This window comes from Candidatus Nanopelagicales bacterium (genome assembly GCA_028687755.1).
Classification (GTDB): domain Bacteria; phylum Actinomycetota; class Actinomycetes; order S36-B12; family S36-B12; genus UBA11398.
On the sequence record JAQTZL010000002.1, the window covers coordinates 79,357 to 94,947 of the forward strand.

The 15,591-nt window shown below is 54.4% G+C and carries 19 protein-coding genes; 10 read left to right on the top strand and 9 right to left on the bottom strand.

Annotation, left to right across the window (positions count from 1 at the left end; all coding sequences use genetic code 11):
* Nucleotides 1–15 precede the first annotated feature (15 nt).
* Both PHN51_03485 and PHN51_03490 read left to right on the top strand, forming a co-directional pair.
* Entirely contained in the window at nucleotides 16–1,299 is a 1,284-nt protein-coding gene (locus PHN51_03485; GenBank protein ID MDD2817842.1) for a citrate synthase, read from the top strand.
* Between the two features lie 195 nt (nucleotides 1,300–1,494).
* Nucleotides 1,495–1,974, top strand: coding sequence for a DUF1775 domain-containing protein (locus tag PHN51_03490; protein MDD2817843.1), 480 nt, complete (start codon nucleotides 1,495–1,497; stop codon nucleotides 1,972–1,974).
* Nucleotide 1,975: 1 nt separating this feature from the next.
* Here PHN51_03490 and dapD read toward each other — a convergent pair whose 3' ends face one another.
* Complete coding sequence (gene dapD, locus PHN51_03495; GenBank protein ID MDD2817844.1) at nucleotides 1,976–2,944, bottom strand: 2,3,4,5-tetrahydropyridine-2,6-dicarboxylate N-succinyltransferase; 969 nt, start codon at nucleotides 2,942–2,944, stop codon at nucleotides 1,976–1,978.
* Here dapD and dapE point away from each other — a divergent pair, their 5' ends adjacent.
* Entirely contained in the window at nucleotides 2,945–4,012 is a 1,068-nt protein-coding gene (dapE, locus tag PHN51_03500; protein ID MDD2817845.1) for a succinyl-diaminopimelate desuccinylase, read from the top strand.
* Here dapE and PHN51_03505 read toward each other — a convergent pair whose 3' ends face one another.
* On the bottom strand, nucleotides 4,013–4,558 hold the full coding sequence (locus tag PHN51_03505) for a YceI family protein (GenBank protein ID MDD2817846.1): 546 nt from the start codon (nucleotides 4,556–4,558) through the stop codon (nucleotides 4,013–4,015).
* 97 nt (nucleotides 4,559–4,655) lie between these two features.
* Between PHN51_03505 and PHN51_03510 the strand changes: the two genes are divergently transcribed.
* Nucleotides 4,656–5,201 carry a TIGR00730 family Rossman fold protein gene (locus PHN51_03510; protein ID MDD2817847.1) on the top strand — a complete coding sequence of 182 codons (546 nt, stop codon included), beginning with the start codon at nucleotides 4,656–4,658 and terminating at the stop codon, nucleotides 5,199–5,201.
* 66 nt (nucleotides 5,202–5,267) lie between these two features.
* Here PHN51_03510 and PHN51_03515 read toward each other — a convergent pair whose 3' ends face one another.
* Entirely contained in the window at nucleotides 5,268–5,807 is a 540-nt protein-coding gene (locus tag PHN51_03515) for a hypothetical protein (protein MDD2817848.1), read from the bottom strand.
* A gap of 112 nt (nucleotides 5,808–5,919) precedes the next feature.
* On the bottom strand, nucleotides 5,920–6,798 hold the full coding sequence (gene folP / locus PHN51_03520; GenBank protein ID MDD2817849.1) for a dihydropteroate synthase: 879 nt from the start codon (nucleotides 6,796–6,798) through the stop codon (nucleotides 5,920–5,922).
* Between the two features lie 68 nt (nucleotides 6,799–6,866).
* Here folP and PHN51_03525 point away from each other — a divergent pair, with 68 nt between their 5' ends.
* The 4 genes from PHN51_03525 to PHN51_03540 all read left to right on the top strand — a co-directional run bounded on the left by PHN51_03525 (nucleotide 6,867) and on the right by PHN51_03540 (nucleotide 9,918).
* Nucleotides 6,867–7,094, top strand: coding sequence for a DivIVA domain-containing protein (locus PHN51_03525; GenBank protein ID MDD2817850.1), 228 nt, complete (start codon nucleotides 6,867–6,869; stop codon nucleotides 7,092–7,094).
* Nucleotides 7,091–7,555: an SRPBCC family protein gene (locus PHN51_03530; protein ID MDD2817851.1), complete on the top strand. Its 465-nt coding sequence runs from the start codon at nucleotides 7,091–7,093 to the stop codon at nucleotides 7,553–7,555. The genes PHN51_03525 and PHN51_03530 overlap by 4 nt, the downstream gene beginning before the upstream one ends.
* Before the next feature lie 72 nt (nucleotides 7,556–7,627).
* The gene (locus PHN51_03535) at nucleotides 7,628–7,795 is read left to right on the top strand and encodes a DUF3117 domain-containing protein (protein ID MDD2817852.1); all 168 of its coding nucleotides are present in this window, start codon (nucleotides 7,628–7,630) and stop codon (nucleotides 7,793–7,795) included.
* A gap of 179 nt (nucleotides 7,796–7,974) precedes the next feature.
* Nucleotides 7,975–9,918, top strand: a complete 1,944-nt coding sequence (locus PHN51_03540) for an FAD-dependent oxidoreductase (protein ID MDD2817853.1) — start codon at nucleotides 7,975–7,977, stop codon at nucleotides 9,916–9,918.
* A 97-nt stretch (nucleotides 9,919–10,015) separates the two neighbouring features.
* On the opposite strand, the gene PHN51_03545 is transcribed toward PHN51_03540, so the two are convergent.
* Nucleotides 10,016–10,591, bottom strand: coding sequence for an O-methyltransferase (locus PHN51_03545; protein MDD2817854.1), 576 nt, complete (start codon nucleotides 10,589–10,591; stop codon nucleotides 10,016–10,018).
* A 159-nt stretch (nucleotides 10,592–10,750) separates the two neighbouring features.
* On the opposite strand from PHN51_03545, the gene PHN51_03550 reads away from it, so the two are divergent.
* Together PHN51_03550 and PHN51_03555 are read left to right on the top strand one after the other, a co-directional pair.
* A complete protein-coding gene (locus PHN51_03550; protein MDD2817855.1) occupies nucleotides 10,751–11,908 on the top strand; it encodes a trypsin-like peptidase domain-containing protein in 1,158 nt (385 codons plus the stop codon).
* Nucleotides 11,909–11,926: 18 nt separating this feature from the next.
* Nucleotides 11,927–12,241, top strand: coding sequence for a twin-arginine translocase TatA/TatE family subunit (locus PHN51_03555; protein MDD2817856.1), 315 nt, complete (start codon nucleotides 11,927–11,929; stop codon nucleotides 12,239–12,241).
* Nucleotides 12,242–12,259: 18 nt separating this feature from the next.
* On the opposite strand, the gene PHN51_03560 is transcribed toward PHN51_03555, so the two are convergent.
* The 4 genes from PHN51_03560 to PHN51_03575 are packed head-to-tail and all read right to left on the bottom strand — an operon-like array spanning nucleotide 12,260 to nucleotide 15,574.
* Entirely contained in the window at nucleotides 12,260–13,393 is a 1,134-nt protein-coding gene (locus PHN51_03560; GenBank protein ID MDD2817857.1) for a P-loop NTPase, read from the bottom strand.
* A 24-nt stretch (nucleotides 13,394–13,417) separates the two neighbouring features.
* A complete protein-coding gene (locus PHN51_03565; protein MDD2817858.1) occupies nucleotides 13,418–13,957 on the bottom strand; it encodes a DUF1003 domain-containing protein in 540 nt (179 codons plus the stop codon).
* Nucleotides 13,950–15,197, bottom strand: a complete 1,248-nt coding sequence (locus PHN51_03570; protein ID MDD2817859.1) for a CBS domain-containing protein — start codon at nucleotides 15,195–15,197, stop codon at nucleotides 13,950–13,952. Before PHN51_03570 ends, PHN51_03565 begins: the two co-directional genes overlap by 8 nt.
* Complete coding sequence (locus PHN51_03575) at nucleotides 15,194–15,574, bottom strand: ATP-binding protein (GenBank protein ID MDD2817860.1); 381 nt, start codon at nucleotides 15,572–15,574, stop codon at nucleotides 15,194–15,196. The genes PHN51_03570 and PHN51_03575 overlap by 4 nt, the downstream gene beginning before the upstream one ends.
* Nucleotides 15,575–15,591 lie beyond the last annotated feature (17 nt).

The window sequence follows — 15,591 nt, forward strand, 5'->3', positions numbered from 1 at the left end:
TGAGAAGGAGCGAACGTGTCTGAATACGCAGTCAAATACCCTGGTGGCGAACTTGATCTCCCTGAGGTCCCGTCCACTGTTGGCGAGCCTGGTCTCAATATTGCGCCATTTATGAAGACCACCGGGCACGTGACGCTCGACTATGGATTCATGAACACCGCAGCGTGCTCATCAGCCATCACCTACATCGACGGTGACGCTGGCATCCTTCGTTACCGCGGCTACCCAATTGAGCAGTTGGCGGCGCAGTCAACGTTCTTGGAGTCGGCCTACCTGCTCATCAACGGTGAACTTCCAACCGCGGCTCAATTGTCAGCGTTCGAAGCTGAGATTGATAAGCATCGCGAAGTTCCTGCCGAACTTAAGAACCTGTTCAAGGGTTTCCCAACGAGTGCGCACCCAATGCCAATGTTGTCGGCAGCCGTGTCAGCACTCTCGACGTACTACCAAAATGAACTTGATCCAGCAGACAAGGCTGGCGTTGAGCTTTCAACCTTCCGTTTGCTCGGTGCATTGCCAACCTTGGCTGCATACGCCTACAAGCACACTCAGGGTGAAGCCTTCGTTGATCCAGATGCTTCCCTTGGTTACGTTGCAAACTTCCTCAACATGACCTTCGGCAAGGCTGGCGTTGCTCCTTCTTTGAATCCAGCAGTTGTCAGCGCAGTCGACACCTTGTTGCTTCTTCATGCTGATCACGAGCAGAACTGTTCAACCTCAACTGTTCGCATGGTCGGTTCAGCAGATGCCAATGTTTACGGCTCAGTTGCTGCAGGCATTCAGGCACTCTTTGGCCCACTGCACGGTGGCGCGAACCAAGCAGTGATGGAAATGCTTCAGGAGATTTCTGATGCAGGCGGCGACGTCGCGGAGTTCGTCACGAAGGTGAAGAACAAAGAAGATGGCGTCAAGCTCATGGGCTTTGGTCACCGCGTCTACAAGAGCTACGACCCACGCGCAGCAATTGTGAAGGGTCACGTCGACAACGTGCTTGATGCACTTGGCGTTGAAGATCCACTTCTTGAAATTGCACGCACCCTTGAAGCAACTGCTTTGAGCGATGACTTCTTTGTGTCCCGCAAGCTGTATCCAAACGTGGACTTCTACACCGGCATCATCTACAAGGCCATGGGTTTCTCAACCGACATGTTCACCGTGCTGTTCGCGCTTGGCCGTTTGCCAGGTTGGGTTGCTCAGTGGCGTGAAATGGTGGAAGACCCAACCACAAAGATTGGTCGACCACGTCAGGTGTACGTCGGTGCAGATAAGCGCGACTACGTAGCTATTGCTGGACGTTAATTCGCACAAGCATTTAACGCAAAGAAGCCCACCTCTGTGAGGTGGGCTTCTTTCATGATTGGCCTGCGTTGTCGGTTCTGTTAGGTTCGCGCGCATGGCGACATCGATACGAGTGGCAGGCTCAGCCTTGGGGCTCGCGTCAGCGTTGGTTTTGGGGCATCAATATCAGATGCCAATGCTCATGCAATTATCGCGTTGAATGGCGTCAGCGCTGTTGCGGGGAAGTCCAGCGTGATGACTTTGGAAGTTCAACATGGATGTCTTCCTTCTGAGCCAACCGTGCAAGTTGAAGCCTTTGTTGGCTCGCCGTGGCGTGCAGTGAAGCCACAAAAAGTTTCTGGGTGGACCAGTTCCGTGACCAAGCAGCCAAAGGGTGGGTGGCACATCACTTGGGTGAATCAAGGCACGCCAATTCCTTTCGGAACAGCAACGTTCTTTCCAATATCGGTGGCGTGGCCTTCACAGCCAGGTACGTATGGGATGAGTGTGATGCAGCTATGTCCCGGATCGTCGTACTACTGGAATGACAAGGTCACGCCAGCAACGGCGGATGTTCCATCGCCACCGTTAACACCTCGTCCAGAAGTGCTGGTGGTTGCCGCGAAAAATGCTGTTGCGTCCACAGCCACACCAAAGGCGTCAGTTGCGCCGTCGACTTCAGCGCACGTCCACTGAGTTAGTCGTTGGCGTGTAACGCTGCGTTCAACCCGCCCCATGAACCTGTGCGCGACACGACTTCAATCGCACCTGTTTGTGAATTACGGCGGAACAGCAGGTTGTCGTGGCCTGATACTTCTTTGGCCTTAGCAACAGTGCCATCGGGCATGGTCACCTTTGAGCCTGCAGTGACGTAGCAACCAGCTTCAACAATGCAGTTATCGCCAAGGCTCAAGCCCACGCCGGCATTTGCGCCGATGAGTGAACCGGCACCGATGGTCACTACTTCTTTGCCGCCACCTGAAAGCGTGCCCATGATTGATGCGCCGCCACCGATGTCTGAACCATCACCCACAACCACGCCAGCCGAAATGCGACCTTCAACCATCGAAGCGCCGAGCGTGCCGGCGTTGAAGTTAATGAAACCTTCATGCATCACTGTGGTGCCACTTGCCACATGAGCGCCAAGGCGCACGCGATCAGCGTCAGCGATACGCACGCCGGTGGGTACGACGTAATCGACCATGCGCGGGAACTTGTCGACGCTGAACACCGTGACATTCAGGCCCTTGGCGCGAGCACGCAGGCGAACTTCACTGAGTTGGTCGATGGCCACGGGGCCCAAGTTGGTCCAGGCAACATTGGCCAGCAAACCGAAGATGCCATCCAGGTTGATCGTGCGTGGCTTCACTAAACGGTGGGAGAGCAGGTGGAGGCGCAGGTAGGCGTCAGCTGCATCTAGGGGTGGAGCCGCAAGGTCAGCAATCGTGGTGACCACTGTTTCCACGCGAACCATGCGAACCGCATCGCTGTCGATGGCGTTACTCAGGCCGCTGACATCAGTCGGGGTTGCGCTCAAGGCTGGGCTCGGATACCAGACATCCAAAATGGTGTCGCCAGCAATCGTGGCAAGGCCCATGGCAGATGCCGGGCCAGAAACAGCGGACAGATCAACAGGTGAAGAAGACATGACGACTACCGTAGTCATGTGCCTGCCCTAGACCTATCAACAGATGTCGCCTTATTGACGGCTGCTGTCATCGATGTGCCCTCTGAATCACATCACGAGGGCCATCTTGCAGATCTCGTTGAACGAGCACTCGAAGGCTGTGCCCACCTGCAGCTCGTACGCCATGGCAACACCTTGGTTGCTCGCACGAATACAGGGAAGTCAGAGCGCGTCTTGATCGGTGGGCACCTTGACACTGTTCCTGGCGCGAGCAACCTGCCACATCGCTTTGAAGGTGATCGACTGTATGGATTAGGCGCCTGCGACATGAAGGGCGGATTGTCGATTGCGTTGTCGCTCGCAGCAACAGTGACCAACCCTGTTCGCGATGTTACCTATGTGTTTTATGAAGGCGAAGAAGTTGCATCACAGTTCAATGGTTTGCAACACATTGTTGATCGTGAGCCCGAACTCCTTGAAGCATCACTTGCGATTTTGATGGAACCGTCGAATGCGGGTATTGAAGCGGGTTGCCAGGGCACGTTACGTGCAGAAATTCGACTGAGCGGTGTTCGCTCGCACAGCGCGCGCTCGTGGATGGGTGTCAACGCTGTGCATGCAGCTGGGGAAATTCTTGCTCGACTTGCAGCGTATGAGCCGCGCAATCCGGTGGTTGATGGATTGACCTATCGCGAAGGTTTGAATGCCGTCGGAATTAAGGGCGGCGTTGCCGGCAATGTGATTCCTGATGAATGTGTTGTCACGGTGAATTATCGTTTCGCACCTGATCGCACTCTTGCTGAAGCAAAAGCACATGTTGAAGAGGTTTTCGCGGGCTACGCGATTGTGTTTGTTGATGAATCTGATGCTGCACGCCCGGGATTAGATCAACCGGCAGCGGCTGCTTTCGTGAAAACAATTGGTGTTGAGCCACAACCGAAATTTGGTTGGACCGATGTTGCAAGGTTTACCGCACTTGGAACCCCGGCCCTAAATTACGGACCGGGGGATCCAAGCATCGCTCATCAAGTTGATGAGTGGGTGTCAGTTGCGCAGGTGCGCAGCTGTCACGAGCGTTTGCTCGCGTGGCTGACTACCGCGGAGTAATTACTGCTTGACTGCTTCGACATCGAGAGAAATCTTGATTGCGTCGCCAACCATCACGCCGCCAGTTTCAAGTGCTGCGTTCCAGGTGAGGCCGAAATCCTTACGGCTGATTTCTGTTTCGCCTTCGAAACCAATGCGTGCATTGCCCCATGGATCGGTGCTGGTGCCAACGAGTTCGAATGCAATCTCGATGCTCTTGGTGTGCTCGCCGAGGGTGAGGTCACCGGTGACAACGAAGTGGCTGTCGTTCTTCTGTGCAACCGAGGTTGACTTGAAGGTAAGGAGTTGAGTGTTTTCGACATTGAAGAAGTCGGCACTCTTCAAGTGAGCGTCACGATCAGCGTTCGCGGTGTCGATGCTTGCGGTCTGGATGACGATTTCAGCGGATGACGCTGATGGGTTCGCGCCATCGAGAACGAAGGTGCCTGCGAAGTCGGTGAAGCGTCCACGGACCTTGGCAACCATTGCGTGGCGCACTGAGAATCCGATGGTGGTGTGGGTTGGGTCAATTGCCCAGGTGCCGGTGGTGCCGCTGAGGTCAGCCATGAGTTGCGTCCTTTACAAAGTTGAATGTTCAATTACTTTGTTGAATCTACAACTATCTAGGTTTCAGTGCAACTCTGACCCGGCCTAGGCTGCGCCCGTGCCCTTTCTTTGTGTGTACTGTGCCTCAAGCCCATATATCCCAGAGCGCTACCTCGAGCTGGCAGCTGAAGTGGGATCTACGATCGCCGAACGCGGCTGGGGCTTAGTTTCCGGTGGCGGGACCCAATCGATGATGGGCGCAGTGGCTCGAGCCACGCGCGCTGGTGGGGCACACACCATCGGTGTCATTCCCCAGGCCCTCGTTGATTATGAAGTGGCTGACCACGACGCACAGGAATTGATCGTCACATCGGACATGCGCGAACGCAAAGGCATCATGGATGAGCGGGCGGATGCATTCCTGTGTCTGCCCGGCGGCATTGGCACCCTGGAAGAGCTCATGGAAGTGTGGACTTCACGCCACCTTCGCATGCATGACAAGCCAGTAGTGGTGCTTGATCCGTGGGATGACTTCGCTTTGTTGCGCGAACAAGTCAAGCATTGGCGCGATATGGGCTTTGTTCATGAACATGCTGTTGAACAACTCGTATGGACGAAAACGATTGACGAAGCTTTTGCTGCACTTGGGATTCCCGTTCAGTGAGCAATGCGTGCGAAAACCCCGCTTCTCATTCCTGGTGAGAGGCGGGGTCTTCGGTTTTTGGGGAAGTTACGCAGCTGGCTTGGTCTGTGGCTTGCCTGGCATTCCTGCGTGCACATCGTTAGCTGTCAACGTGCTGCCGGACTTGGTGCCATCAACGTGAACGGTGTCGCCAACCTTGATGTCTGTGATTGCTCCGCCAGTTGCTGAAGTGCGCACCTCGGTCGTGCTGTTAATAGTAAACGTTGCGGTGAAACCGTCATCCGCCTTCACAGTGATTGATGAAGCGCTTACTGCGGTTGCTGCGCCATTGACATCAACATGAGTTGAGTACGTGCCATCTGCGTTCTTCACCACCATTTCACCGTGCACCGGTGTCCCACGATTGACGCCTTGCTGATGGCCTGGGCCACCTGGCATGCCGTGGCCGCGACCCATGCCCTTGCCCTTGCCTTGCGGCATCGTGGTTTTGCTTGAAGTACTGGAACTTGAGGTGGTGTTCTGATCAGCTGCATTTGCCGTTGTTGCAATGGTCGCAGCGCCGATTGTGAGTAGTGCGCCTGCAGTAATGCCTGTTGCGATGCGAGTGAACTTCTTATTGCGGGTCATAGTGCTCCTTAGGTCGTGAACAGCGGGGGATCGCTGATGTGACTCAAGGAAAACAAGCAGATGTTGGAGAAGCGTCGCTTCTGTGTATGCGTAACGTAAAGAAAATTGCGCGTTATGCCAGACCGCGTCTGGCCATCACAGGGCGAGTGATTCCAGCGATTGCACGCTCCATGTCCAAGGTCTGTTTCGTTGCCGCGACATCGTGGACTCGATACATTCGAGCGCCAAGGTGCGAGGAAATTGACGTAGCAGCCAAGGTGCCAAGTAAGCGTTCATTCGGATCAGTAATGCCGATTGCTTCACCGACAAAATCCTTACGGGAAAGAGATACCAATACAGGCCAACCTGTTGCCACCATTTCCTGTAAACGGCGAGTAGCATCGAGTGAATGCGCGGTGTTCTTGCCGAAGTCATGGCCCGGATCAATGATGATGTGATCTGGTTGCACGCCAAGGCTGACTGCGCGCTCTGCTAATCCAACGGTGTAATCGACGATGCTTGCCATCACGTCTTGGTATTCAACGCGGTGTGGTCGAGTGCGTGGCTCTTGCCCTCCAGCATGTGTACACACCAGCCCTACCTGAAATTCAGCAGCAACTTCAGCGAGCTCTGGGTCAACTCCACCCCAAGCGTCGTTCAGTAAGTTGGCGCCTTCTTTGCACACTGCCCGCCCAACTTCAGCTCGCCAAGTGTCAACGCTGATCACAATATTTGGGAATGAGGATCGCACTTGGGCAACAAATGATGCAGTGCGTTTGATTTCTTCTTGTGGGTCAATTTCGACGCCTGGTCCAGCCTTGACGCCACCAATATCGATGACATGTGCGCCTGCTTCAACAGCTGTTTTGACTGCAGCCATGGCGTCATCATCACTAAAAGTTGACCCACCTTTAAAGAATGAATCTTGGGTTCGATTGACGATTGCCATGATGGCTCGATCTTCAATTCCAAATTCTTGAGCTCCAAGAACGAGCGACCCTGGGGTTGGCATGGACACAGCCTTGCAGGTTTATGTGTGGGGGTGATTCTTGGGTGTGCACCTCATGGTGAGATAGATACATGACCGTGATGTTCATCGTGATAGCGCTGATCACTCTGGCGTTGTTGTTGACCGTTGGAAAGCGCGACGGTGTGTCTGACGCAGTGCCTGATCTGCGTCCGGAAATTGATCCGCAGCATCCACGTTTTGACGTGGTCTTTCGTGGATACCGAATGGATGAAGTCGACGCCGTTATCGATGCTTTGCGCGCCGAAAACGCACACTTGAAAGGTAAGCAGGTCTCATGACTGAAGTGCGCGCAAGTGTTGATGTGGATGCCTCAGTTGAAGAAGTGTTTGCCGCCTTCACGGACTGGAGTGCTCAGGGTGAATGGATGGTGGGCACCACGGTTGACGTCACTAAGGGGGATGGGCGTTCTGTGGGCTCCGAACTCAGTGCCTTTACCGGAGCGCACCTAGGGTTCAAGGTGGGGTTCTTAGACACCATGACCATCACCTTGTGGCAGGAGCCATATCGCGTCGACGTCCTTCATACGGGTCGAGTTGTGCGAGGCACAGGTGTCATGGAGGTCGTACAACTTGCTGACGGCCGATCCCGATTCCTGTGGAGCGAAGACCTAGATCTGCCCCTTGGGGCCGTGGGTCGCCTCGGGTGGCCATTGGTTCGCCCGGCCTTCGTGGCTGGAGTGAACCACTCCTTGAAGAAATTAGCCCGATTTATTGAAGAAACCCGTGGGGAAAAGGGCTAAAAAGCGCACCCTGTGGTCAAAAGCACTTCGTGGGTCCGGAATAATAGGGATCCATACGAAAGGGGACACGCGATGGCCGCGATGAAGCCACGAACGGGAGATGGCCCGCTCGAGTGCACCAAAGAGGGACGTGGCTATGTCATGCGCGTACCACTGGAAGGCGGTGGCCGGCTCGTAGTTGAGCTCAATGCCGAAGAAGCAAAGAATCTCGGCGAAGCGTTGCTCGCTGTATTTGCTTAACACTTAACGTCAAGAAGGGCCAAGGAGCAATCCTTGGCCCTTCTTCGTTGTCGGGGCTCTCCGACCATGCTCAGCCAAAGAATCTATTTGTCATAGAAAAATATCGTTTCCTCTATCCCTTGGGTGCAGATCCGATTACCATCGCCAAGCACACTGAACGTGGTCTTGAGGAGTTTTGGATGTACGACGCACTGTTTAACCCGATTCAGCTCGCCGGGGTTACTGTCCCCAACCGCGTGGCCCGCTCGGCTCACTTGTTGTCCCTGTCGCTGGACGATTTGATCTCCTACACCCGGGTTCGTGCCGCCGGTGGCGTTGGACTTTCGGTCATCGGTGCTGCAGGCGTGCACTCCACCTCAGCTCGCCTTCCGGTAGTTGCCGCAACTGACGCGATCATCCCTTGGTACGAGCAGCTCGTTGAGGCGTGTTCGCCATATGACATGCGCTTGTTTCAACAGATCAATCACTTCGGTGCAGCAATGCCGTCAGCTCCTGGTGTTCAGAACTGGTCGACAGGTCCAACTCCGAACCCAACCGTGAACATCGTTCCGCGCACACTCACAAAAGACATGATTGACGAGATCGTGGGCAGCTACGGACAAGCAGCGGGTCGCGTCAAGCGCGGAGGTATGCATGGCGTGGAACTCAATGGCGCTCACGGATATCTGATTGCGCAATTCCTCTCAACGGCCCTGAACTTCCGCGACGATGAATACGGCGGCTCATTGGAAAACCGCATGCGCTTCGTTAACGAAGTCATTGACGCGGTACGCGCTGAAGTTGGGCCTGAGTACCCACTTGGCTTGCGTCTAGTCGCTGACGATGTGTTGCCAGGTGGTCTAGGCCCAGATGCGTATGCAGAGATCGCAAAGCTGCTGCAGCACAAGGTTGACTACATCAGCGTTTCCCTAGGCACCTACTGGAAGTTCGCAAAAATCTTCTCAACTATGGAATCACCACTTGGTTATGAAATGCCAACCAGTGAAGTGGTGACTCGCGCACTTGATATCCCAACCATGGTCACAGGACGCATCATGACCCTTGACCACGCGAACCACATTGTGGAAAGCGGTGCTGCGGACATGGTCTCGATGGTTCGCGCAACCATCGCTGATCCAGAAATCGTGAATAAGTCTCGTGCTGGCAATGCACATCGCGTTCGCCCGTGCACAGGAACAAGTATTGGTTGCACGGGCGGTTCTGCAACGGGCAACTTCGGCTGTGTCGTGAATGCAACTGCTGGTCAGGAATCTCGGATGAGCCTTGAGCCAGAAGCAGCTGTAGTGAAAAAGAAAGTGCTCATCGTTGGCGGCGGCCCAGCAGGACTTGAAGCAGCACGCACACTTGCTCTTCGTGGTCACGAGGTTGAACTCCATGACATGCGTAAAGAACTTGGCGGTCAAGCATCAATGGTTGCGGGAGTTCGCGCACGTGCAGACCTCACCTCGATCACTCAGTGGCTTGAAGCTGAAATCAAGGAACTTGGTGTCACGATTAAGTTGAACTCATTCGTTGATCCGGACATGTTGGTTGATTCAGGTTTCGATGAAATCATTTTGGCAACAGGTGGTACGGCTGATACTTCAGTTCCACAAACCATGGTTCCTGGAGTTTCAATTCCCGGATCAGACCTTCCACATGTGTTCACTGCCTGGGATGTTCTTGGATACGGCGGTCGCGCAAACATTGGCAAGAATGTCGTGGTCTTTGACGACACTGGCAACTTTGAAGCGATCACCGCGGTGTTGAAGTTAGTTGACGAGGGCGCGAAGATCACCTTGGTAAGTCGAACAGATATGCCAGGTGCTCGTGTTCCGTTCCCTGCAGTAACCACCGCAGTGTCACGCGAGATCATGCTTGCTGGCGATGTTGAACTTGTGCCTGCTTCTCAGATGGTCAAAATCACCCCTGAGTCAGTGACGGTTCGTTGGGTTGATGTTGACAAAGAGCGAGTGATTCCAGCTGACACTGTGATCCTGGTGAACTGGCATCATCCAAATCGCGAACTGTCCGAAATCCTTCATGATGAAGGCATTGCCCACCACACCATTGGTGATGTCAATGGTTCGCAAGATATGCAGCGCGCAATCAAAGAAGCGGCGTTGGTGGCACGCGCCATTTAAATCCGAGCAATCTCAAAACAAGCAACGTCAATAAAGCAAATAAAAAGACCCCGCTACGTGAGTAGTGGGGTCTTTTTAAATGATTACGTATGGGTTGCTAGCCGCCTACCTTGATTGCAACGAGCAAACCTGAGCCAACGGTGAGCAGTGCTGGGATCCAGTGATCGTCATCGCGAAGTGCATGAGCAACATCGCGAAGTGCAACTGCTTCTGGATTGCGGCTTGCTGGATCAGCGATGCTGCCGTCTGTGAGCAGGTTGTCGAACGCGATCATGCCGCCGTTGCGCAGTAGGCGCTTCGCGAGCGTGAGGGCGGCTGGGTACTCAGTGCGGTCACCGTCGATGAATACAAGGTCGTAGGCACTCTCAGTCAGTCGTGGGAGCACCTCGAGGGCGCGTCCGGTGATCAGACGAGCGCGAATGTGGTCGTAGCCAAGGTCGTTTAGGGTCTCGCGAGCAAGGCGCGCAATTTCAGCTTCGTTGTCGATTGAGGTCAGCACGCCGGTCTCGGACATGCCAGACAGAAGCGCTGCACCGGAAACTCCCGCTCCGGTGCCAACTTCAACCACAGATTCGGCGTTGATCGCACGAGCCAGCACCCGCAGGGTGTGGGCAGTTGATGGAGCCACCGGGGTGCAACCCAGTTCCTTGGCCTTAGCTCGGGCTGTCCGGATGGTTTCGGACTCGTCGAGCCATTCGTCGGCAAAGTTCCAAGCTGCCTTCGAAGGTAATGAGGATGATGAAATGACGCACCTCCGCGGATGTGAGAATTACCTGCAGCCTAATGGGTCTACGCTCAAAGCAGCTGTGCCCATCCATCTGTGAGGAGTTCCATGACCAGCGAGTTTGATTCGGACCCGTTTGCGAGCCCGGTCAACCCCACTGCCACCTTTGTGCCCATCGTTGCCAAGCAGCGGGGTTTGGGTGTGGGTGGAACGATGCTTATTGCCGCACTCACGGCCGCAGTCGTAGGTGTGGGCGCTGGCTTTGGTGGATACCTCATTGGTCAGCAGTCAGACTCCTCGACCGCAAGTGCTCCCGCACCTATTAACCAGGCACCGGCAAATCAAGTGCCGGCAGCGCAAGGCAGTATCGCAGCGATGGTGCAGCAGGTTTTGCCGTCTGTGGTGTACATCGAAGCCGAAGGAAAGACTCAATCGGGCAGCGGATCAGGTTTCGTACTGCGTTCTGATGGTTACATCATCACCAACAATCACGTCGTTGACCTGGCTACCGATGGAGGAAAGATCAACGTAGTACTCACCGATGGCACAAAACTCAAAGGCGAGATTGTCGGAACAAACCCTGCCTATGACCTTGCTGTCGTCAAGGTTGATCAGGGTTCTTTGCCTGCTGTCACACTCGGCAATTCAGAGACATTAAATGTTGGTGAAGCAGTGGTCGCCATTGGTGCGCCCCTTGGTTTGGCAGGCACAGTGACGTCGGGAATTATTAGCGCTTTGAATCGTCCCGTGACTACGGGAGACACGAATAGCACGTCGTTCATTGATGCCATTCAAACCGATGCGGCTATCAACCCAGGTAACTCTGGCGGACCGCTCCTGAATTCGTCTGGTCAGGTCATTGGCATTAACTCGGCGATCGCTTCGATGGCGAACGGAAATAGCGAAGCAGGGAGCATTGGTTTGGGCTTTGCCATACCGGTGAATTCAGCAAAACGCATCGCTGAAGAAATCATCGCAACCGGAACCTCACAAACGCCTGTGATTGGTGTGTCTCTTGACATGAACTTCGCAGGCCCTGGCGCGAAGGTCATCAAAATCACGGGCAATGGTCCAGCCGATTCGGCAGGAATCAAACTCAACGACATCATCACTAAAATCGAAGAACGAGTCATCGATGATTCAACAGAACTTGTGGTTGCTATTCGTGAGCATGCGCCTGGTGACCAGATCAAGGTGACTTTTACTCGCGGTGGCACCCCTCGCACTGCGACCGTCACGCTTGGCTCTTCGGCAGCCAAGCAGTAGTGCGCGTAGGGTTGAGTCATGTTTGATATCGGGATTGGCGAGATCATGGCGCTTGCTGTGATCGGGCTGCTGATCTTTGGCCCAGATAAGTTACCGAAAGCAGCAGCTGACGGTGCCCGATTCCTCAAGCAAATTCGTGGAATGGCAGCAGGAGCCAAGCAGGATCTCGCTGATTCAGCGGGTTTAGATCTCAATGAAGCGATGGACACCATGAAGGGTCTTGCCGATCTTCATCCAAAGCGCATTGCGACGAGCATGCTCAAAGATGAACCAACGGCTACGCCGCGCAAGCCTTCAATCGATACACCGCTGTTTGATCCGGACGCCACCTAAGAACTGTGGCTCGATCGGTTACTTGCGTGTTGGTGAAATGTTGAGTGACATTCCTGCAAGTCCGCGAGGGCGCTTGCCTAGGCGTTCGGCAATTGCGCGCAAGGCAAGCGAAGCAGGTGCGTCTGGATTGCTGATCACGAGCGGCTTACCGTCATCTCCGCCTTCGCGTAATGCAACATCAAATGGGATCTGACCAAGCAATGGTGTTTCAGTTCCAAGAACCTTGGCAATTTGATCAGCAACGAGCTTGCCGCCACCAGTGCCAAATAGGTCCATTGGCTCACCGCAGTGTGGGCAAGGGAAGCTGCTCATGTTTTCGATTACGCCAGCAACCTTTTGATGGGTTTGTTCGGCAAGTGTGCCTGCACGAACAGCAACATCTGCTGCAGCCATTTGTGGTGTTGTGACGATTACGAGTTCTGCAGTTGGAAGTAGTTGCGCTGCTGAAATTGCAATGTCGCCAGTGCCTGGTGGTAGGTCAAGGAGGAGAACGTCTAAATCGCCCCACCACACATCGGTAATGAATTGCTCAAGAGCGCGATGCAGCATTGGTCCGCGGAAGGCAACTGGTTGCGTGACACCACCTGGCTTGAAAGCGAGCATGGAAATCACGCGCACACCAAAGCCTGTAGGCGGCATGATCATGCCCTCGACCATGGTTGGTGCATCTAGAGCATCAAGCATGCGAGGAATTGAGTGACCGTAAATGTCGGCATCAATCAAGCCAACACTCAAGCCCATGTCAGCCATTGCTGCTGCGAGGTTTGCCGTTACTGATGATTTGCCAACGCCGCCCTTGCCTGAAGCAATTGCGTAAATGCGAGTGGTGTTGCCTGGCTTATTGAAAGGGTTTTCCTTTTCATCACCACGGAGCGTCTTCTTCATTGCTGCGCGTTGTTCGTCGCTCATCACGTCGAGTTCAACTTCAACCTTGGTGACGCCAGCAACGGTAGAGACTGCTGCGGTCACGCGATCGGTGATGGTGTCGCGCATGGGGCAACCTGAAACGGTGAGATACACGCCAATCTTGACCACGCCTTGGTCGTTTGCCTCAACTGATTTGAGCATGCCCAGCTCTGTGATGGGGCGATGAATTTCAGGGTCATTTACTGTCGCGAGGGCAGCATTGAGAGCGTCAAGATTGGGTTGCATAACCCTGATGTTAGGCGAACCTAACTAGCGATCGTTCGTGCGGTCCCGCTCATCAGGCTCATCGTCAAGATTCATGGCGTCAATATGCTCACGAAGGTCAGTGACCATGTCTCGGAGTTCACCACGTATGTAGTCACGAGTAGCAACTTCACCAAGTGCCAAGCGCAAGGCCGCAATTTCTCGAGCCAGGTAGTCGCTGTCGGCCAGCAAGCGCTCAGTGCGCAGGCGGTCTTCTTGATATTGCACGCGATCGCGGTCGGATTGACGATTCTGGGCCAGCAAAATCAGTGGTGCTGCATACGACGCCTGCAATGACAACAGCAGTGTTAAAAAGATGAATGGGAATGGATCCACATGCCAGTCTTCAGGCCCCACGGTGTTCACAAGCACCCATGCGCCGACGACCACGGTCATCCACGCAATGAAGGCCCATGAACCGATATAGCGCGCTACCTTTTCTGAGATGCGACCAAAGCGTTCTGGGTCGTAACTGCCACGCATCGAGCGACTGCGCTCATACGGCTGGTCCAAACGCGCTTCGCGACGCGTTGGGCGGCTAGCCACGATCTTCTCCGTCGTTTTCGCGCCAATCTTCAGGCAGCATGTGGTCGATAACGTCGTCAACGGAAATCGCACCAAGCAAGTGACCATGCTCGTCAACGACTGGAAGAGCCGCAAGGTTGTAGGCAGCAAACGTTCGAGTGACTTGGCTCAACGGAGCATTTGGGCGCACTGGAACTAAATCGGTATCAACGAGTGACGACACCAATGTTGCAGGTGGTTCGCGCAGTAAACGCTGGAAGTGACAGGTGCCCAAATACTTGCCCGTAGGTGTTTCTGTCGGGTTACGTGTGACATATACCTGGGACGCAAGTGCCGGTGAAAGTTCCGGGTTACGAATCTGTGCAAGTGCGTCCGCAACTGTTGCATCCGTTGACATCACGATTGGTTCGGTTGTCATCATGCCGCCAGCGCTGAGTTCGTCATATGAGAGCAAGCGACGAATATCTTCAGCTTCTTCTGGCTCCATGCGATCAAGCAAATCGGCTGCGCGCTCAGGTGGAAGCTCGGAGATTAGGTCGGCAGCATCGTCAGGGTCCATCTCTTCAATAACATCTGCTGCACGCTCAACTTCAAGTAACTGCACAATTTCAACGCGATCATCTTCAGGAAGTTCTTCAAGAACGTCTGCTAGGCGATCGTCTTTCAATTGGCGAGCAATTTCCATCTGACGCTTAATCGGAAGTTCCTGTAGCAAATCTGCAATGTCAGCAGCGCGCAAGCTATCAATGGATTCGAGCATTGTTGTGGCTGATTGATCGCTTGTGCTTGGTAGTGCAAGACCGCTGACTTCATCCCAATCGACAACGATGCGCTCACCTCGCCGGCGGAAACCGCCATTGCCTTTTTGAATAAAGAGCTGCGTGACTATCCAGTCTTGGGTGCGATCACGTTCAACACCAACGTCGATCACTGACACCTCTTCGCCTGTTTCCAGGAATTGCACAGTTCGATCGAGAAGTTCGGCAGTGAGCAAGGTTTCATTTGGGCGCTTGGCAAAGCGGCGCAGGTTCACTACACCGGTCACAATGATCTGGTTGGCGTCAACCGAGGTGACCTTGGACATTGGTACGAAGATGCGGCGGCGCGCTTGAACTTCTACCACCAAGCCAGTCAGGCGAGGGTTTGAGGAGCGCATCACGATGATGCTGTCGCGCACTTTGCCCAGCTGCTCACCGTTGGGATCAAAGACGCGGACCCCGGCAAGTCGGGCAAGGAATACCCGTGTGGCTGCTGTGGTCATTGTGAAAGGTTACCGGGGAGGGCCAAAACCGCCCAAACAACGAGGCTTGGGCCACTTTGGAGCCAGCCCCACTCACTGCTGAGGGCATTGACGAGGACCAGGCCTCGGCCTCGTAGCCCGGGTTCCTTTGCGAGTTCTGGAACCTGGTTCGAGCCTGAGAAGTTCTGAGTGACCTGGATTCGAATCTGGGCCCTGGAGGCAACCACAGTGACCTGTATTGGCGGCAAGCCGTAGGCCAAGGCATTGCTGGCCAACTCATTGGCGACGATGAGGAGGTCATCACTCAAAGCAGGAATCACATGCGGCCAGACTTCCAAGGCTTGACGAAATTCACGTAACTGAAGCAGGTCGCCATCGAGTTGATAGTTGAACCGCATGCGTCCAAGGGTAAATC